The organism is Streptomyces sp. NPDC093149 (assembly GCF_044754145.1).
Taxonomy (GTDB): domain Bacteria; phylum Actinomycetota; class Actinomycetes; order Streptomycetales; family Streptomycetaceae; genus Streptomyces.
The window spans coordinates 427,698-444,771 of sequence record NZ_JBIVON010000001.1; the positions used below are offsets into that span (position 1 = coordinate 427,698).

General features: G+C 71.4%; 16 protein-coding genes and 1 pseudogene. 9 read left to right on the top strand and 8 right to left on the bottom strand.

Features of this window, described 5'->3' with window-relative positions:
- Window positions 1-82: 82 nt before the first annotated feature.
- From ACIQCZ_RS02085 to ACIQCZ_RS02110, 6 genes are all read left to right on the top strand, one after another.
- Complete coding sequence (locus tag ACIQCZ_RS02085; RefSeq protein WP_402278821.1) at window positions 83-1,093, top strand: polyprenyl synthetase family protein; 1,011 nt, start codon at window positions 83-85, stop codon at window positions 1,091-1,093.
- A gap of 217 nt (window positions 1,094-1,310) precedes the next feature.
- Window positions 1,311-2,573 carry an outer membrane lipoprotein carrier protein LolA gene (locus tag ACIQCZ_RS02090; protein WP_402278823.1) on the top strand — a complete coding sequence of 421 codons (1,263 nt, stop codon included), beginning with the start codon at window positions 1,311-1,313 and terminating at the stop codon, window positions 2,571-2,573.
- A 138-nt stretch (window positions 2,574-2,711) separates the two neighbouring features.
- Window positions 2,712-3,698, top strand: a complete 987-nt coding sequence (locus tag ACIQCZ_RS02095; RefSeq protein ID WP_351072649.1) for an ABC transporter ATP-binding protein — start codon at window positions 2,712-2,714, stop codon at window positions 3,696-3,698.
- On the top strand, window positions 3,685-4,572 hold the full coding sequence (locus ACIQCZ_RS02100; protein ID WP_402278826.1) for an ABC transporter permease: 888 nt from the start codon (window positions 3,685-3,687) through the stop codon (window positions 4,570-4,572). The genes ACIQCZ_RS02095 and ACIQCZ_RS02100 overlap by 14 nt, the downstream gene beginning before the upstream one ends.
- 196 nt (window positions 4,573-4,768) lie before the next feature.
- A complete protein-coding gene (locus ACIQCZ_RS02105; RefSeq protein ID WP_402278828.1) occupies window positions 4,769-5,362 on the top strand; it encodes a TetR/AcrR family transcriptional regulator in 594 nt (197 codons plus the stop codon).
- A gap of 51 nt (window positions 5,363-5,413) precedes the next feature.
- A complete protein-coding gene (locus ACIQCZ_RS02110; RefSeq protein ID WP_402278830.1) occupies window positions 5,414-5,860 on the top strand; it encodes a hypothetical protein in 447 nt (148 codons plus the stop codon).
- Between the two features lie 97 nt (window positions 5,861-5,957).
- On the opposite strand, the gene ACIQCZ_RS02115 is transcribed toward ACIQCZ_RS02110, so the two are convergent.
- Window positions 5,958-6,764, bottom strand: coding sequence for an HAD family hydrolase (locus tag ACIQCZ_RS02115; protein WP_402278832.1), 807 nt, complete (start codon window positions 6,762-6,764; stop codon window positions 5,958-5,960).
- 377 nt (window positions 6,765-7,141) lie between these two features.
- Entirely contained in the window at window positions 7,142-7,591 is a 450-nt protein-coding gene (locus ACIQCZ_RS02120) for a VOC family protein (protein WP_402278834.1), read from the bottom strand.
- 22 nt (window positions 7,592-7,613) lie between these two features.
- Here ACIQCZ_RS02120 and ACIQCZ_RS02125 point away from each other — a divergent pair, with 22 nt between their 5' ends.
- Window positions 7,614-8,255 (top strand): CGNR zinc finger domain-containing protein, encoded by a 642-nt coding sequence (locus tag ACIQCZ_RS02125; protein ID WP_402278836.1) that lies wholly within the window; start codon window positions 7,614-7,616, stop codon window positions 8,253-8,255.
- A 32-nt stretch (window positions 8,256-8,287) separates the two neighbouring features.
- Here the strand turns inward: ACIQCZ_RS02125 and ACIQCZ_RS02130 are convergent, their stop codons facing one another.
- The 3 genes from ACIQCZ_RS02130 to ACIQCZ_RS02140 form a co-directional block, all read right to left on the bottom strand.
- Entirely contained in the window at window positions 8,288-8,479 is a 192-nt protein-coding gene (locus ACIQCZ_RS02130; protein ID WP_402278838.1) for a hypothetical protein, read from the bottom strand.
- A 94-nt stretch (window positions 8,480-8,573) separates the two neighbouring features.
- A complete protein-coding gene (locus tag ACIQCZ_RS02135; RefSeq protein ID WP_402278840.1) occupies window positions 8,574-10,184 on the bottom strand; it encodes an FAD-dependent monooxygenase in 1,611 nt (536 codons plus the stop codon).
- Window positions 10,185-10,254: 70 nt separating this feature from the next.
- Entirely contained in the window at window positions 10,255-10,707 is a 453-nt protein-coding gene (locus ACIQCZ_RS02140) for a winged helix-turn-helix transcriptional regulator (protein WP_402278842.1), read from the bottom strand.
- A gap of 140 nt (window positions 10,708-10,847) precedes the next feature.
- Here ACIQCZ_RS02140 and ACIQCZ_RS02145 point away from each other — a divergent pair.
- Window positions 10,848-12,296: pseudogene (locus ACIQCZ_RS02145) on the top strand (MFS transporter); the annotation flags it as partial.
- Here ACIQCZ_RS02145 and rarD read toward each other — a convergent pair.
- Both rarD and ACIQCZ_RS02155 read right to left on the bottom strand, forming a co-directional pair.
- Entirely contained in the window at window positions 12,187-13,161 is a 975-nt protein-coding gene (gene rarD / locus ACIQCZ_RS02150) for an EamA family transporter RarD (RefSeq protein WP_402278844.1), read from the bottom strand. The pseudogene ACIQCZ_RS02145 and the gene rarD sit on opposite strands and share 110 nt — an antisense overlap.
- A gap of 348 nt (window positions 13,162-13,509) precedes the next feature.
- Window positions 13,510-14,370 (bottom strand): SDR family oxidoreductase, encoded by an 861-nt coding sequence (locus ACIQCZ_RS02155; RefSeq protein WP_402278846.1) that lies wholly within the window; start codon window positions 14,368-14,370, stop codon window positions 13,510-13,512.
- A 107-nt stretch (window positions 14,371-14,477) separates the two neighbouring features.
- Between ACIQCZ_RS02155 and ACIQCZ_RS02160 the strand changes: the two genes are divergently transcribed.
- Window positions 14,478-14,900 (top strand): winged helix-turn-helix transcriptional regulator, encoded by a 423-nt coding sequence (locus ACIQCZ_RS02160; RefSeq protein WP_402278848.1) that lies wholly within the window; start codon window positions 14,478-14,480, stop codon window positions 14,898-14,900.
- On the opposite strand, the gene ACIQCZ_RS02165 is transcribed toward ACIQCZ_RS02160, so the two are convergent.
- A complete protein-coding gene (locus tag ACIQCZ_RS02165; RefSeq protein WP_402278850.1) occupies window positions 14,888-16,843 on the bottom strand; it encodes an APC family permease in 1,956 nt (651 codons plus the stop codon). The genes ACIQCZ_RS02160 and ACIQCZ_RS02165 overlap by 13 nt on opposite strands.
- Between the last annotated feature and the right edge of the window lie 231 nt (window positions 16,844-17,074).

Here is a 17,074-nt window from a genome sequence, read left to right on the forward strand (position 1 = left end):
AGGGGACCGGATACGCTGACTTGAGTGATGACAGCGACACATCGACATTCCGTGTGATCGTCAGTAGACAGGAGATCCCCTCGTGACCGTCGTCGGGCCGTTCGGACTGAGCGTGCGGGACCACGCTCTCGAGGCCGATGTCCAGGCCGGTTTGGCTGCTGTCGAGTCGGGGCTGCTCGAGGCCACCAAGAGCGGCGTGCCCTTCATCACGGAGGCCGCGCAGCATCTCGTACGCGCCGGGGGCAAGCGTTTCCGGCCGCTGCTGGGCATGCTGGCGGCCCAGTTCGGCGACCCCGACGCGCCGGGTGTCGTGCCCGCGGCCGTCGTCGTGGAACTGACCCACCTCGCCACGCTCTACCACGACGACGTGATGGACGAGGCGGACGTACGCCGTGGCGTCGACAGCGCCAACACCCGCTGGGGCAACTCGGTGGCCGTCCTGACCGGCGACTTCCTCTTCGCCCGCGCCTCCCACATACTGGCCGACCTCGGTCCGGAGGCCGTACGCATCCAGGCGGAGGCGTTCGAGCGGCTGGTCACCGGCCAGATCCTGGAGACCGCGGGTCCGGGCGACGGGCGCGACCCGGTCGAGCACTACCTCGAAGTACTGCGCGGCAAGACCGGCTCGCTGGTCGCCGTGGCCTGCCGGTTCGGCGCGATGACGGCCGGTGCGGACGAGTCGGCCGTCGACATCCTCACCCAGTACGGGGAGCGGCTCGGCGTCGCCTTCCAGCTCGCCGACGACGTGCTCGACATCACCTCCGACTCCCACGAGTCCGGCAAGACCCCCGGCACCGACCTGCGCGAAGGCATCCCGACACTCCCCGTGCTCCATCTGCGGGCCCGCGCCGCGGCCGACGGGAAGCCGGACGACCTGGAACTCGTCGAGCTGCTCGACGGCGACCTGAGCGACGACGCGCGGCACGCCGAGGCGCTGCGCAGGCTGCGCGCCCACCCGGCGCTGGACGAGGCCCGGCGGGACGCCGTCCGGTACGCGCAGGAGGCACGCAGGACGCTGGCCCCGCTGCCCGACTGTTACGCGAAGGCCGCGCTGGAGGAGCTGTGCGACGCGGTGGTGCACCGCGCGGGCTGAGAGCCCGGGTGCGGTACCCCTACGGGACGGGGCGGGCCCGCCCCGGGGGTGTCATACCGAAGAGGTAGGCGCAGTTGCTCCCCGGGAGTGACGCTTTCGCATCGCCGGTTTGGTCAGATGGAGAACAACCACTCCTGAGCAAATCGGGTGAGAATGGCGGCGCGGAGTGGACGAGTGCATCCGGACGGAAGCCGCCGACCACGGAGGTAGGGCACACATGGCACCGAACGACAGCGTTGAGACGAACGGCGGGACCAGGGGCACCGCCGTCGGCCGCCGGAAGGCGGCGCGCTACATCGTCCCGGTCGCGGTGGCGGGGGTGGCGGCCGCGACGATCGGGCTCGTCCCGGCGCTCGCGAGCACCGGTGACCCCGATCTGCCGAAGATCACCGCACAGCAGCTCATCGAGAAGATCGCCGCTTCGGACGCCCAGCAGTTCTCCGGCACGGTGAAGATCAGCACGGACCTCGGCATTCCGTCGCTCGGCGGTCTGGCCGGCTCCTTCGCCCAGGGCGGCGGCAGCGGCAAGGGTGATTCCGGCGCCGACCCGCAGAAGAAGATGACGGAGCTGGCGTCCGGCACGCACACCCTGCGGGTGGCCGCCGACGGTCCCGACAAGCAGCGGGTGTCGATCCTGGACAGCGCGGCGGAGTACAGCCTGATCCGCAACGGCGATCAGGTCTGGGCGTACGACAGCAGCTCCAACGAGGCGTACCACGCCACGGAGGACGGGAGCGGGAAGAAGGCCGGGCACCCGGCCCCGGCCCCCGAGTCCATGCCGACCACGCCGAAGGCACTCGCCGAGCAGGTCCTGAAGGCCGCGGGCCCCACCACGTCGGTGACGGTCGACGGCACGGCGCGGATCGCCGGACGTGACGCGTACAAGCTGGTCATCAAGCCCCGGCAGAGCGGCTCCACGATCGGCTCGTTCACGGTCGCGGTCGACGCGAAGAACGGTGTGCCGCTGAAGTTCACACTGCTTGCGAGCAGCGGCGGCAAGGCCGTCGTCGACGCCGGGTTCACCAAGGTCGACTTCGGGAAGCCCGCCGCCTCCTCGTTCACGTTCACCCCGCCCAAGGGCACCAAGGTGACCGAGGCCGACGACGCGAAGGCGCAGCGGAAGACCGACGGGGACAAGGGTCCGGGGCTGTTCCCGGGCGCGGAGGGGCTGGGTGCCGGCGGACCGGGTGCCGGGGCCGAGGGCGGCAAGGACACGAAGGTCATCGGCGAGGGCTGGAACGCGATCGCCGAGATCAGGACCCCGGGCGGCTCCCCTCTCCCCTCGAAGGCGTCGGGCGACGTACCGGCCGAGGCGCAGCAGTTCCTCGACGCGCTGGGCGACAAGGTCAGCGGCAAGTTCGGCTCCGGCACGGTCTTCAAGACCCGCCTGGTCAACGCCCTGATGACGGACGACGGCAAGGTGTATGTCGGCGCGGTCACGCCGGACGCGCTGGTCAAGGCGGCGAACGACGCCGCCTGACACAGGGGCGCACCGCGTTGCGCGCCGCTGCTCACCCGCCCCGCCGTACTCTCCGTACGGCGGGGCGGCCCGCGCCGAGCCGTGCTGTCCGGCCCCGATCCGCCGGATCCGGCCCTACCCGACCCTTGGGGAGTACGCATGACAGAGCCTGGGACCGCGATCGGGCCGGAGGCGGTGACCGAGTCCGCCGGGGCCGTTGTGGAGACGCGGGGCCTGACCAAGCGGTACCGCGGCGGCCAGCTCGCCGTGGACGGCCTCGACCTCGACGTTCCCGGCGGCAGCGTCTTCGGGTTCCTCGGGCCCAACGGCTCCGGGAAGACCACCACGATCCGGATGCTGATGGGCCTGATCGACCCCACGTCCGGCACCGCGCAGGTACTCGGTCAGTCCATGCCGGACGCGGCCCGCACCGTACTTCCGCAGGTGGGGGCGTTGATCGAGGGGCCCGCGCTGTACGGCTTCCTGAGCGGCCGGGACAATCTGCTGCGTTACGACTCGGCCGACCCGACGGCCGATCCGCGCACCCGCCGGGTCCGGGTCGCCCAGGCCCTGGACCGGGTCGGGCTGGCCGCCGCGGCCGGCAAGAAGGCCAAGGCGTACTCGCTCGGCATGAAGCAGCGTCTCGGTCTCGCCGCGGCCCTGCTCCAGCCGCGCCGCCTGCTCGTCCTGGACGAGCCCACCAACGGCCTGGACCCGCAGGGCATGCGCGAGATCCGCACGCTGGTGAGGGAACTGGCGGCGGAGGGCACCACCGTCTTCCTCTCCTCCCACCTCCTCGACGAGATCGAGCAGGTCTGCACCCATGTCGCGGTGATGGCCAGGGGCCGGCTGGTCGTCCAGGGGCCGGTCGCGGATCTGGCGGCGGGCGCCCGCGGCCGGCTGGCCGTCACCACCCCGGACCCGGGCGATGCCGCCCGCGTCCTCAAGGAACGGGGCCTCACCGGCGTCACGGTCGACGGTGACCGGGTGAGTGCCGAGGCCCCGCCGGGCGATGTCGAGCTCGCGGACCTCAGCTCGGCGCTGGTGCACGCCGACGTTCGTCTGAGGTCCTTCGGCATCGAACGGGCCTCGTTGGAGGATGCCTTCGTCGCACTCACCGGAGAGGGATTCGATGTCGCAGGCTGAAGTCGTACCCGTGGCGGCGGACAGGACGCGCAACCCGCTGTGGACCTTCGGAATCCTTCGCTCCGAACTGGCCACCACATTCCGCCGCTGGCGCACCCTCGCGCTGCTCGGGGTGCTGGCCGCCGTTCCCGTGCTCATAGGGATCGCGGTGAAGGTCGAGACCGGCCACGGCTCCTCACCCGGACCGGGCGGTGGCGGGGGCGGCCCCGCGTTCCTCTCCCAGGTCACCAACAACGGCCTCTTCCTGGTCTTCGCGGCCCTCGCGGTGACGCTCCCGGTCTTCCTCCCGATGGCCGTCGGGGTCGTGGCGGGCGACTCGATCGCCGGTGAGGCCAACGCCGGAACCCTGCGCTATCTGCTGGTCGCCCCGGCCGGCCGGACCCGGCTGCTGCTGACGAAGTACGCCTCCGTCCTCGCGTTCTGCCTGGCCGCGACCCTGGTCGTGGCCCTCTCGGCGCTCGCCGTGGGGTCGCTGCTCTTCCCCGTCGGCGAGGTCACCACCATCTCCGGGACCCGGATCGGCTTCGGTGAAGGGCTGCTGCGGGCCGGTTTGATCGCGGTGGTGGTCGCGGCGTCACTGATCGGATTCGCGGCGATCGGGCTGTTCATCTCGACCCTCACCGGCAGCGGAATCGCGGCGATGGCCGCCACCGTCGGAATGCTGATCACCGTGCAGATCGTGGACACGATCCCGCAGTTGAACGGCATCCACCCGTATCTCTTCCCGCACTACTGGATGTCGTACGCGGACCTGCTGCGCGAGCCCGTCCGCTGGGACGAGGTGGTCAAGAACCTGGGACTTCAGGGCTTGTACGCGGTGGTGTTCGGCTCGGCGGCCTGGGCCCGCTTCACGGCGAAGGACATCACCGCCTGACACCCGACGGCATCGCCCTCGCACCGTCGGCCGGGCGAGCCGTCCCCCGATCGGCTCGTCGCGGCACGAACGGCACGAACGGTGCGAACAGCGGGAACGATGCGACACGGCACGTTCCGTTTCCGCTTCAGCATTGTTCGACTTCTGGCGACGGACTGTCAACAAGGATTGGCTCAAACACGCCTATGCTCACCGAATGATCACATCGCCGAGTTCACTGCGTCGCAGCGAGAGATCACGAAAGGCGACCCTGGAGGCCGCCCTCGCGCTGTGCACCGAGAAGGGGTACGGCCGCGTCACCATCGAGGCCATCGCCGCCAGGGCGGGTGTCAGCAAGAAGACGATCTACCGCTGGTGGCCTTCGAAGAGCGCGGTGATGCTGGAGGCGTTCACCGACGCGTTGGTCGGCACGACGCCGTTCGTCGACACCGGCGACATCGCCGCCGACCTGCGGGCCAATGTGATGGGTGCGGTGAAGCTGCTCTCCACGCCGCCCTACGGCCCCGCGTACGCCGGGATCCTCTCCGAGGTCCACCACGACGACGCACTGGCGGAAACTGTTCGGACGAAGCTGATCGACCCCCGCTTCGAGGAGGCGGTCGACCGTCTGCGACGGGCCCAGGAGCAAGGCCGGATTCCGCCGGACGCGGACCTCCCGCTGGCGGTGGAGATGCTGTACGGCCCGGTGTACTACCGCCATGTGCTGCGCAAGCCGATGCAGGACGAGGAGACGATCAGGGCACTGGTCGATCACGTGCTGCGGGCGCTGGGGGCGACGCCGGAGCCATGAGATCCGGCCGGACGGCAGCACACTGTCGGACGGGCGTGCGAGCATGCGGGCATGGGAAGCCTGTACGACTACTTCAGCGCACCTGACGACACCACGGCCCTGACGGTCTTCGGTCCGGGTGTCGAAGCGGCCGGGCTGCCGTTGCTCCCGCTCCAGGGGATCGACCCGTATGTGCAACTGGGGCAGGCCGAGAGCCTGCTCACCGGCCTGCCGTACACGGATGTCGTCGCGCTCCCGCGTTTCAACCGGCTGCTCAGCTCTCCCGAGGACGACTCCGGATGGCTGGTCACCCTCACGGACGAGCTGCGCGACGCCCTCGCGTCCGCGCGGCCCGGACAGCTGGAGACCGTGGCCGGACCCTGGTCACGCATCGAGGAGTTCCACGACGACTGCGAGCCGGGCTCGCTGGCCGACTTCCTCAAGGAACTGGCGGCCCTGGCCGCGGAGGCCGGAGCCCGGCGCGAACCGCACCGGCTCTACTGCCTGATGTCTCTTTGACGCCCGGCCGAGCGCCGGGCTCCCGGAGGGCACGGGGTCCGACCCGGGCGGGTTCCGGTCCGGCGAGGCGTGTTGCCCGGCGAGCGAGGCCTGCCGCTCAGCGGAAGACCCGCTCCAGCACCTCGGCGACCCCGTCGGCCTCGTTCGACGACGTCACCTCGTCCGCCGCGGCCCGGAGGTCCGGATGGGCGTCGGCCATCGCGACGCCGTACCCGGCCGCGCGGAACATCGGCAGATCGTTGGGCATGTCCCCGAAGGCGATCGCGTCGCGCGCGTCCACGCCCAGGAAGTCGGCGGCCAGGGCGAGCCCGCTGCCCTTGTCGACGCCGAACGGCTGCAGTTCGACGGTGCCGGGGCCGGAGAGCGTGACGGAGGCGAGATCGCCGACCGCCGTACGGGCCGCCTCGGCCAGCGCGTCGTCGTCCAGTTCGGAGTGCCGGACGAGCACCTTGACGACGGGGGCGGACCACAACTCGTGCCGATGACGCGTCCGCTGGGCGGGGAGCGTGGGATGGGGCATCAGATATCCCGGCTCGATCAGCGTCCGGCCCTCGACGCCGTCCTGGTCCACGGCCGCGAAGACGGGCCCCACCTGGGCCTCGATCTTGCCGAGCGCGCTGTCGGCCGCCTCCCGGTCGAGGGTGATCGCGTGCACCAGGCGCCCGGTCCCGGCGTCGTACAGCTGGGTGCCCTGCCCGCAGACGACGGGCCCCCGGTAGCCCAGCCCGGCGAGCAGTCCTCGCACGCCGGGTACGGGCCGCCCGGTGACCACGAGGTGCCGCGCCCCGGCTCGGGCGGCCAGGGCGAGCGCGGTACGGGTGCGGGGGCTCACCGTGTCGTCGCGGCGCAGCAGGGTGCCGTCCAGATCGGTGGCGACGAGGGCGTACGCGGGTCGCACGGGCACGGATCAGGCCCGGGGGGCCGTTGTCAGGCTGACGGTGATCACTGACTTTCCCCCGGTGGGAGTGGGATGCGTTCGGGCGCGGCAGGGACGGGGCGTCCCGCCTTCCCTTGATCGTACGGGGTGGCCGACGCGTCCGCCGCAGGCGGAGCCGTCTCGGAGGGCGGGCAACCAGCTTGTGGGGCAGCGTAGTTGGCCGGAACCGGGATGCCCCGCCGGCCCCGGGGCGACGTCGCGGCAGCCTCCTGCCGGGGTTTTTGCGCGGGTGAAGGCGGAGGCCGACGCACGCTTCCGTGCACGCGCGGCCCGGCCGGGGCTCACCGCGGCGGCCGACGCACCCGGACGCGACGGGAATTCCATGGCGCCGGCGTCGTGCGACGCTATTGCACGCAGAACTCGTTGCCCTCGGGATCGGCGAGAACCGTCCACGTGCCCCCGGGCTGCTCGACCTCGTGGAGCACCGTCGCGCCCAGCGCCTCCAGCCGTTTCACCTCGGCTTCGCGCCGCCCCGGGCCCGCGTGCACATCCAGGTGGAGGCGGTTCTTCACGGTCTTGGCCTCCGGTACGCGCTGGAACAGCAGCCGCCGCCCGAGGCCCGTTCCGCTCTCCTCCTCGTACGGATCGTCCGGGTGCCGCACCGCCACGAGGTCGCGCCAGGCCCGGCGGCCGTCGACCAGGACGGTTGCCTCTTCCGGCGCTGCCCCGAGGTCGAGTACTCGCTCGATCAGTGTGCTGTTGTCCTCGACCAGGTAGTCGAGGGCCTCGGCCCAGAAGGCGGCCTGGGCATGCGGGTCGGACGCGTCGATGACGATCTTCCAGTGCAGAGTCATGGAAACCGTTTATAGTGGTTACATGACCGAGTCGGCAATGGGCACACCGGGACTGATCCTCCGTACCCGGGAAGGCCGCCCGTATCGCTTCGATCCCGGCGCTCTGTGCCTGGAGTTGCTGCCCACCGGCGGGTATGCGCGATACGCGGCGTACGAGGTGCTGCACACCCCCGCCGACCTGGTGCGATGGGCGGGCGAGAGCCGGCTGCCGGACGGCCTGTCCCTCTCGGTGAGTGCGGCGGAGCTGCGCCGCGCGCACGAGCTGCGCGGCGCCCTCTGGGATCTGACCGCCGCCCGCGCGCACGGCCGCCCGCTCCCGGCGGCCGACCTCGCCACGGTGAACGCCGTGGCGGCCGAGCCCCCGCTCGTTCCTCGCATCGACGTCGGCTCCGGCGGCCTCGCCTGGGCCCCGGCCGCCACCGGAACGGCCCTTCTGTCGACCGTCGCCCGTGACGCGGTGGAGCTGTTCACCGGCCCCTATGCCGACCGCTTCCGCGAATGCGGCTCCGACAACTGCAAGTTGCTCTTCGTCGACACCTCACGCCCGGGTCGACGGCGCTGGTGCGCGATGGAGCATTGCGGAAACCTCCACAAGGTCCGGGCCCACCGCGCCCGGCACGCCCCGAACGACTCAGAGCCTGCCGGGTCACCCGACAGGCTCTGAGGGCCGCGATCCCGCCGCCCGCATGGGAGCGGTCACGACGCGGTGACCCAGGGGCCGGGGGTGTGCTGCCGGGCGTACGCCTCGATGGCACGGGCGCGCTGCGGGGAATCGGGGCCGGACGGGAGGACCCGGCCCGTGCCGGTGTCCCCGTGGGCGGTGGGCGAGGTTCCGAAGACGAGGAACGACAGCGTGGACAGGGCCGCGACGGCGGTGCGCAGGAGCATGCGGGAGCTCCCTGACATCAGCATGAGTCGGTTCATAAGATGTCAGGAAAATATAAAAGTGTGATGATTTCGAGGCGTGTCCGGCGCGACGCGCTCAGAGCCGCCTGAATGCCGTATCGCTCACGTGGTCCACATGGTCCAGGCGGTCCAGATAGGCCCCGACGGCCCGGTGGTCCGTCGCCGGCGCGATCAGGCCCACGTGATTGTCCGGGCGGACCAGGACGAGCGTGTCGCTGCCGGGCTCGATGCCGTACGCCGTCCGGGCGTGGCCCGCCTCGTCGGTCAGCCGGGCGGGGCCGTCCCCGTCCGCCCCGGTGGGGCCGCCGCCCACCGCGTACGCCCGCACCTCGTCGCCGTACGCCGCTTCCGTCGCCCGTAGCGCCTCCGCCGTGCCCGGACCGAAGCCCAGCAGGGTGAAGTGCGGGCCGGCGAACGCCGCGAAGAGACGGGTGGGTGCGCCCGTTCCGGCGTCGAGACACGGGGCGTCCGGGGCGCGGTCGCCCGCTCGCAGGCGGGTGGTGGAGCCCGTGGGGGAGAGCGAGCTCCAGCGGTAGCCGAGGCCCAGCCCCATGGTCTCGCCGCTGACCGCCGAGTCCAGCCCGCCGCCGGGCCGCAGAATCGCGTCGAGCGTGACCCGCAGCCGCTCGGAGGTGATGCCGAGCGTCCAGGAGGCCACGGGCAGCCGCTCCTCCTCGTACGTGTCCAGCAGCCCGGGATCCGCCCGGCCGGCCACGACCCGGGCCAGCTTCCAGCCCAGGTTGTACGCGTCCTGGATCCCGGTGTTCATGCCCAGCCCGCCCGCGACGGAGTGCACGTGCGCGGCGTCCCCGGCCAGCAGCACGCGGCCCACCCGGTAGCGGTCGGCCAGGCGCTCGTTGACCCGGTACGTGGACAGCAGGTCGGCCCGCGACAGGCGGGCGCCCGGCAGCCCGGTGTGCTTGGCGAAGAGCCGCTGGAAGCTCTCCAGCGAGGGCGGGACGGGTGCTCCGGAGCCGTCCCGCTCCGGACCCGCCTGGAACCACCAGCCCGCCCCCGTACCCGGGATCGGGCACAGCAGCACGGCGCCGTCCTCGTCGAACCACTGGTGCCAGTAGCCGCGGTCGAGGCCGTCCGCCTCCACGTCCCCGCAGACCATCGACTGCTCCTCGGTCGTCGCCCCCTCGAACGTGACGCCGAGCAGCTTGCGTACCGGGCTGTGAGCGCCGTCGCAGCCCACCACGTACCGCGCCCCGATGCTCCGGCCGTCGGTGAGCGCGACCGTCACCGATTCGGGGCCGGCCGTCAACCCGACCACCTCGGAACCGAGTTCGACGCGTACTCCGTACTCCGCCAGGCGATCCCGCAGGATCTCCTCCAGCTGCCACTGGGCGATCATCCACGGCCGGTCGTACGGGGCGTCGGGTGTCGGGGCGGACGCCTCGAACGGGTCGGTGTCGGCGATCGGCAGCCCGTTGCGGTACTTGCGCATGAGCGGCGGCCTGGAGCCCGCCGCCAGCACCCGGTCCACGATGCCGAGGTCCTCCAGGACCTCCAGGGAGCGGGGGTTGGGGCCCTTGGCCCGCGAACTGCGCGGAAAGTCCGGGGACTTGTCGATGATCCGTACGTCGATCGAGCGCCGGGCCAGCTCGCAGGCCAGGGTCAGGCCGGTCGGGCCCGAGCCGACGATCAGTACCTGGGTGGTGGGCGTTGGGGTGGGTGCGGGCATGGAGGCTCCTCGGTCGCGGTTGCGCGGAGATCCAGGAAAACGCAACCGAGTCATAAAAGCAACTCGGTAACTAAAATTGTGTGTCCGTGGCCTCGCGGGCGTCGTACGCGGCACGCGCCCTCGCGATCTCGTTCCGGTGCTCCTCGGTCCAGGTGACGAGCGCCCGGATCGTGGCGTGCAGCGTGCCGCCGAGCGGCGTCAGCTCGTACTCCACGCGCGGCGGCACCACCGCGTGGACCGTCCGCTCGACCAGCCCGTCGCGCTCCAGCTGGCGCAGGGTGACCGTCAGCATCCGCTGGCTGATGCCGTCGATCTCGCGGCGCAGCTGGGTGAAGCGGAGCCTGCGCCGGTCCAGCAGGGCGATGACGAGCAGCGACCACTTGTCGGCGACGCGGTCGAGGATCTGCCGCACCTCGCAGCCCTCGCGGGTGTCCCACTGGAACGGATCGGGATCGCCGATCAACTCGCCCGCGCTCCCGGTGCCCTTGAGGTGACTCGGTGACTTCGAAGTGCCTTCTTCCATGGCAACCGATGCTGGCGCACGATGCCATTGGTTACAAGAGGGAACCGACCTTCTTCCGCGTAACCGATCCATTCACGTACCCGAAGGGGACAGCTGTGTCTGCCGCGCCCGAATCGCCTGCCCGGAGCCGACCGCCCGTGATGACCGCCCGTGCCCGCGTCCTGCTCCTCGTCCTGTGCGGCACGATCTTCCTGGAGGGCATCGACGTCGCCATGCTCGCCGTGGCCGTGCCCTCGATCAGGGCCGACCTCGGTCTGTCGACCGGCAGCGCGGCGTGGGTGATGAGCGCCTATGTGCTCGGATACGCCGGTTTCACCCTGCTCGGCGGGCGCGCCGCCGACCTGCTGGGCAGACGGCGGATGTTCCTGCTCTGGCTCACCGTCTTCCTGCTCTTCTCAGGCCTCGGCGGCTTCGCGGAGCACGGCTGGATGCTGCTCGTCGCCCGCTTCGTCACCGGGGTGGCCGCCGCGTTCATGACCCCGGCCGCCATGTCGCTCATCACCACCTCCTACGAGGAGGGGCCGCAGCGCAACAAGGCGCTGCTGGTCTTCGCCGGCACCGCGGCCGGCGGCTTCTCGCTCGGCCTCGTCATCGGCGGGCTGCTCACCCAGCTCGGCTGGCGATGGGTGTTCTTCGCCCCCGTGCTGCTGGCCGGTGCCATCCTGCTCGCCGCGCTCCGGATCGTGCCGGCCGAGATGCGTCCGGCGCGTACCGGCGGCTTCGACCTGGCGGGGGCCGCCGCGGCGGCCGGGGCGATGCTGCTGCTCGCGTACGGGATCGTGCGCCTGGAGCACGGGGCGGCGGGCTGGGGATGGTCGGCGGGGGCGTTCGCCGCGGGGCTGCTCCTGATCGCGGCCTTCGTCCTGATCGAGCGGTGCTCCGCGGCGCCGCTGGTCGAACTCGCCCTGCTGCGCCGGGCCTCGATGATCCGCGCCGACCTCGGCGCCCTGCTGTTCGTCGGCTCGTTCTTCGGCTTCCAGTTCGTGGTGACGCTCTACCTCCAGGAACTGCGCGGCTGGTCCTCGCTGCAGACCGCACTCGCCCTGGTGGCGATGGGCGCCGACGCGGTCATCGCGCCGACCCTCACCCCGCGCCTGGTGAACCGGTTCGGCAATGTCCGGGTCGCCCTCGGCGGCTTCGTCCTCGCCGTCGTCTCGTACACGCTGTTCCTGCCGGTCGGGACGGACTGGTCGTACGCGGCGATGTTCCCGACGCTGATCCTCATCGGGGCCGCCTTCGCCCTGGCCTACGGTCCGCTGACCATCGCGGCGACCGACGGCGTACCGGACCGGGAGCAGGGTCTGGCGGGCGGGCTCCTGCACACCTCGACGCAGTTCGGTTCGGCCGTCGGTGTCTCGGCGGTGACGGCCGTGTACGGGATCGCGTCGGCGGGCACGGACGGCTCGCCCGGAGCCGTTCTGGCGGCCTACCGGGCGGCGCTCGTCGTCCCGGTGGTGATGGTGGCGGTGGGGGCGCTGGTCACCGCGCTGGGGTTGCGGAAGGCGAGGACGAAGCGGCGTCCCCGGCCGACGGCGCCGGTTGCGCGGCCAGAGCCAGCGCCTGCGCCCTCGTCCGCCGCACCGTCCGGAACGCGTCCCAGGTCAGCAGGGTGAGCGCCAGCCACACCAGGGCGAACCCGGCCCACCGCTCCGGCGGCATCTCCTCGTGGAAGTACAGGATGCCGAGGACGAACTGGAAGACCGGTGCCAGATACTGCAGCAGGCCCAGCGTGGAGAGCGGCACACGGATCGCCGCCGCCCCGAACAGGACGAGCGGCGTGGCCGTGACGACCCCCGTCGCGGCCAGCAGCGACGCGTGACCGAGGCCGTCGGAGCCGAACGTCGAGCCGCCCCGGGCGCCCAGCCACAGCAGATAGCCGAGCGCCGGCACGAACAGCACGGCGGTCTCGGCGGTGAGCGACTCCAGGCCGCCCATGTCGACCTTCTTCTTCACCAGGCCGTACGTCGCGAAGGAGAACGCCAGGATCAGCGAGATCCACGGCGGCTGTCCGTAACCGATGGCCAGGACGAGCACCGCCGCGACGCCGGTGCCGACCGCCACCCACTGCGCGGGGCGCAGCCGTTCACCGAGGAGCAGGACACCCATGGCGATGGTGACCAGCGGATTGATGAAGTAGCCGAGCGAGGCCTCGACGACATGGCCGTTGTTCACGGACCAGATGTACAGGCCCCAGTTGACCGTGATCACGGCCGCGGCGACCGCTATCAGGCCGAGCTTCCTCGGCTGACGTATCAGCTCACCGATCCATGACCAGCGGCGCAGTACGAGCAGCGCGATGCCCACGACCGCGAGGGACCAGACCATGCGGTGGGCGAGGATCTCGATCGCGCCGGCGGGCTTCAGCAGCGGCCAGAACAGGGGGACGAGACCCCACAGGCCGTAGGCGCCGATGCCGGACAGCAGTCCGGCCCGCTGTTCATTTGTCCCCTTCACGGACCCTCCCGGCAAGTCTGTGTCAACTGCTCCGCCGACTGCACGACGGTATCGCCGAAGGGGCCCCATGTCATAGCCGTATCGCCATACGGTCATGACATGGGGCCCTGAGAGCCTGTCAGGTGGCCTCGGACCGGATGGCGGACGCGACCCGGTGCGTGCGATTGCGAGGCGGAGGAGGGAGCCGGATGGGGTCTCCCCCGCTCGAACGCGGCTGAGAGCTCGGGGAAGGAGCGTCGGCGACCGACGACGATGCGGGAAGCGTGCGTGCCGGGGCGTGGCCGCCCGGTCGGAGGTCACCCGACGGGCTCTGAGGTGCGGGGGAGGGGGAGCGGCGGTCGGGCGGGGTTACGCCGAGGCCACCGCGGCCGCGACCGTCTCGGCCAGCGGCGTCGTCGGGCGGCCGATCAGCCGGGCCAGGTCGCCGCTCGTCCCGGCGAGCAGCCCGCGTTCGATCGCCGCGTCCACGTCGACCAGGATCGCCGCGAAGCCCTCGGGCAGACCGGCGCCGACCAGGATCTCCTGGTGCACGGAGGCCGGCACGTTCTTGTGCACGATCTCCTTGCCGGTGGCCCGCGCGACCTCGGCGGCGTACTCCGCGAACGACCAGGCGACATCGCCGCTCAGTTCGTAGACCGCGCCCAGGTGGCCCTCGCCGGTCAGCACGGCGGCCGCGGCGGCGGCGTAGTCGGCGCGGGTGGCGGAGGCGACCCGGCCGTCGCCCGCGTTGGCGACGACGGCGCCGTGCGCCAGGACGGGGGCGAGGTTGGCGGTGTAGTTCTCGGTGTACCAGCCGTTGCGCAGGAAGGTGTGCGGCAGTCCGGAGTCCAGGATCAGCTGCTCGGTGACCTTGTGCTCGGCGGCCAGCTGGAAGTCGGCGTCGGGGCCGCCCAGTACGCCGGTGTACGCGAGCTGGGCGACGCCCGCCGCCTTGGCCGCGTCGACGACGGCGGTGTGCTGCGGCACACGCCTGCCGACCTCGCTGCCGGAGATGAGCAGGACGCGGTCACCGGCCCGGAAGACGTCCTTGAGGGACTCCGGGCGGTCGTAGTCGGCGACGCGGAGCTCGATGCCGCGGGCGGCGAGCGGGGCGGCCTTCGCCTCGTCGCGGACGACGGCGGCGATCTCGTTCGCGGGCACGGTGGTGAGCAGCTGGTCGACGACGAGGCGGCCGAGCTCTCCGGTGGCTCCGGTGACAACGATGCTCATGGGGGTTTCTCCTCTTGGGTGGCACTGGCCCTTGTTCGGTCCGGTGTCACTCACTCTACGAGTGCACTAACCAATCGAAAGTACCCACTTTGAAGTAAGGTACTGGCATGAGCGTGAGTGCCCTGAACCCGAAGCCCGATGTGAACCGGCAGATGTGCCCCTCCCGGCTGGTGCTGGAACATGTCACCAGCCGCTGGGGCGTGCTGGTCCTCGCCGCCCTGCTGGAACGCTCGTACCGCTTCAGCGAGCTGCGCCGCGAAGTCGGCGGCGTCAGCGAGAAGATGCTGGCCCAGACCCTCCAGACGCTGGAGCGCGACGGCTTCGTGCACCGGGACGCGAAACCGGTGATCCCGCCGCGGGTGGACTACTCGCTCACCGCGCTGGGCCGGGAGGCCGCCGAGCAGGTGTGGGCGCTGGCACGCTGGACGGAGCGCCGCCTGGACGCCGTGCAGGCGGCGCGCGGGACCTATGACCGGCAGAAGGCGCGCGAGGCGCAGGACGCCCGAGGGCTCCAGGATCAGTCCAGCTGAGGCGAGCGCCCCTCCTCCAGCGCCCGCAGCGCCCGCGAGACGTCGAACGGCAGGATCGTCACCGCCACGTGCGGCAGCTGCGCCAGTGTCTTCGCCATCTGCTCGCCCGTGCCCCGGTGCAGCAGCTTCCCGAGCACATTGCTGTACGTCCGCCGGGGCACCAGCACCGTCAGCCAGGTGTTCCCGTCCTCCGTGGTGCGGGAGGCCAGCTCCTTCATCGCGTGGCGCAGCCGCCGGTCCGGGCACTGCACCAGCTCCAGCGAGACGGAGGTGGCGTCCGTCGCCTCCCAGCGGGCGGCCAGCCGTCTGCCGTAAGCCTCGTCGATCGCGAAATGCACCGCCCGGATCTCGTCCGGGCGCAGTTCATGGGCGTACCGCAGGGCCTTCAGCGTCGCCAGGTCGAGCGTCTCGACGAGGACGAAGACCAGATGGCGGCGGTAGTGCGCGCGGTCGGCGCCCGGAGCATGGATGCTCTGCAGCGCGGCGGCCTCGTGCCGGTACTCGCGGTTGATCCGCGTCAGCGCCCAGACCCCGAGCGGGAAGACCACCACGACCAGCCAGGCGCCCTCGGTGAACTTGGTGATTGCGAAGATCAGTACGACGGTGGCCGAGCTGGCCGCGGCGAGCCCGTTGACCGCGATCTTCAGCCTGCGGTACGGCTCCCGGCGCCTCAGGTGGTACGCGGTGAGGCCGGCCCCGGCCATGGTGAAGGCGGTGAACACGCCGATCGCGTACAGCGCCACCAGCCGGTCCACGCTGGCGCCGGTCACCAGCAGCAGCGCCAGCGAGACGACGGTCAGCGCGATGATGCCGTTGGAGAACGCCAGCCGGTGCCCGCGCCGGGTCAGCATCCTCGGCAGGAACCGGTCCGCGGCGACGAAGCTGGCGAGGTACGGGAAGCCGGTGAACGGGGTGTTGGCGCCGGTGTACAGGACCAGCGCGGTCGCCAGCTGTACGAAGACCAGTCCGACCGTCCCGAGCGGGCCGCCGCCGAACGCGAGATGGGCCTCCTGCGCGATGACGGTCGGAGTGCCGTCGGTGTACGGGACGGCATGGGTGAAGTGCGCCAGCGTGGAGACACCGAGGACGAGGATGCCCAGGACCACGCTCATGGCGATGAGGGTGCGGCGGGCGTTGCGGCCCTGGGGTTCACGGAACGTGGAGATGCCGTTGGAGATCGCTTCGAGCCCGGTGAGGGACGAGCCGCCGTTGGCGAACGAGCGCAGCACGATGAAGAGCGAGGCGCCGTACAGCCAGCCGTTGCCCGGGGTGCCGAGCGGCACGACGCCGTCGGCGTGCAGATCGGCGTGCGGCAGCTCACCGGTGAGCCCGCGCAGCGCGGCGACGAGCAGGATGAGGCCGACGGCGGTCATGAAGAGATAGGCGGGCAGCGCGAAGGCCCGGCCCGCCTCGCGGACCCCGCGCAGATTCCCGTACGCGAGCAGCACGATGACGGCGACGGAGACCGGCAGCTGGAGATGGTCCAGGCCGGTGAAGCCGTTGCCGATCAGATGGGCGAGCGAAATCAGGGCGTTGGTGCCGGCCGAGACCTGGACGGCGACGGTGACGATGTAGTCGACCAGCAGCGCCACGGCGGCGATCTGCGCGACGTTGGGACCGAAGTTCTCCCGGGCGACGACGTACGAACCGCCCGCCCGGGTGTAGATCATCACGACATCGCTGTAGCAGAGGGTCAGCAGCAGCAGGACGAGCAGGATCGCGCCGGTCACCGGCATGAGCAGGGTGAAGGCGGCGGCACCGACGACGGGCACGAGGACCCGGAGCATCTCCTCGGAGCCGTACGCGGACGAACTGATGCAGTCGGAGGCGAGCACCCCGAGCGCCGTCCGGTTGTCGAGCTTCTCCTCGCTGATGCGCTCGGTGGTGAGCGCTCTGCCGAGCAGACGCCGCTTGATGCGGTACGCGGGGCGGTCCAGGGCCATGGCCACATGGTGCGCGGTGGCCGGTCGCACCCCTGGTCGCAAACGCCGGACGGGCCGAAATTCAGCCCGTCCGGCGAGGCGGCGTACCCCTGCGGGTGCCGACGAGGGCCTTCTGCCCGGATCGCGTCGGATCCGGACGCAAGGCCACAGCTAGGGCGTGTTTCGAAAGTCCCGCCTGCCAGGCGGCGTCTGGCACGCACGCTCGCTGCGTTGTCGGGCTCGCCCCGATAC

What these genes read in the sequence shown, in the direction of transcription:
- ACIQCZ_RS02090 (WP_402278823.1), top strand. Translation starts at nt 1,311, where the DNA reads ATGGCACCGAACGACAGCGTTGAGACGAACGGCGGGACCAGGGGCACC.
- ACIQCZ_RS02095 (WP_351072649.1), top strand. Translation starts at nt 2,712, where the DNA reads ATGACAGAGCCTGGGACCGCGATCGGGCCGGAGGCGGTGACCGAGTCC.
- ACIQCZ_RS02100 (WP_402278826.1), top strand. Translation starts at nt 3,685, where the DNA reads ATGTCGCAGGCTGAAGTCGTACCCGTGGCGGCGGACAGGACGCGCAAC.
- ACIQCZ_RS02105 (WP_402278828.1), top strand. Translation starts at nt 4,769, where the DNA reads ATGATCACATCGCCGAGTTCACTGCGTCGCAGCGAGAGATCACGAAAG.
- ACIQCZ_RS02110 (WP_402278830.1), top strand. Translation starts at nt 5,414, where the DNA reads ATGGGAAGCCTGTACGACTACTTCAGCGCACCTGACGACACCACGGCC.
- ACIQCZ_RS02120 (WP_402278834.1), bottom strand. Translation starts at nt 7,591, where the DNA reads ATGACTCTGCACTGGAAGATCGTCATCGACGCGTCCGACCCGCATGCC.
- ACIQCZ_RS02125 (WP_402278836.1), top strand. Translation starts at nt 7,614, where the DNA reads ATGACCGAGTCGGCAATGGGCACACCGGGACTGATCCTCCGTACCCGG.
- ACIQCZ_RS02130 (WP_402278838.1), bottom strand. Translation starts at nt 8,479, where the DNA reads ATGCTCCTGCGCACCGCCGTCGCGGCCCTGTCCACGCTGTCGTTCCTC.
- ACIQCZ_RS02135 (WP_402278840.1), bottom strand. Translation starts at nt 10,184, where the DNA reads ATGCCCGCACCCACCCCAACGCCCACCACCCAGGTACTGATCGTCGGC.
- ACIQCZ_RS02140 (WP_402278842.1), bottom strand. Translation starts at nt 10,707, where the DNA reads ATGGAAGAAGGCACTTCGAAGTCACCGAGTCACCTCAAGGGCACCGGG.
- ACIQCZ_RS02155 (WP_402278846.1), bottom strand. Translation starts at nt 14,370, where the DNA reads ATGAGCATCGTTGTCACCGGAGCCACCGGAGAGCTCGGCCGCCTCGTC.
- ACIQCZ_RS02160 (WP_402278848.1), top strand. Translation starts at nt 14,478, where the DNA reads ATGAGCGTGAGTGCCCTGAACCCGAAGCCCGATGTGAACCGGCAGATG.
- ACIQCZ_RS02165 (WP_402278850.1), bottom strand. Translation starts at nt 16,843, where the DNA reads ATGGCCCTGGACCGCCCCGCGTACCGCATCAAGCGGCGTCTGCTCGGC.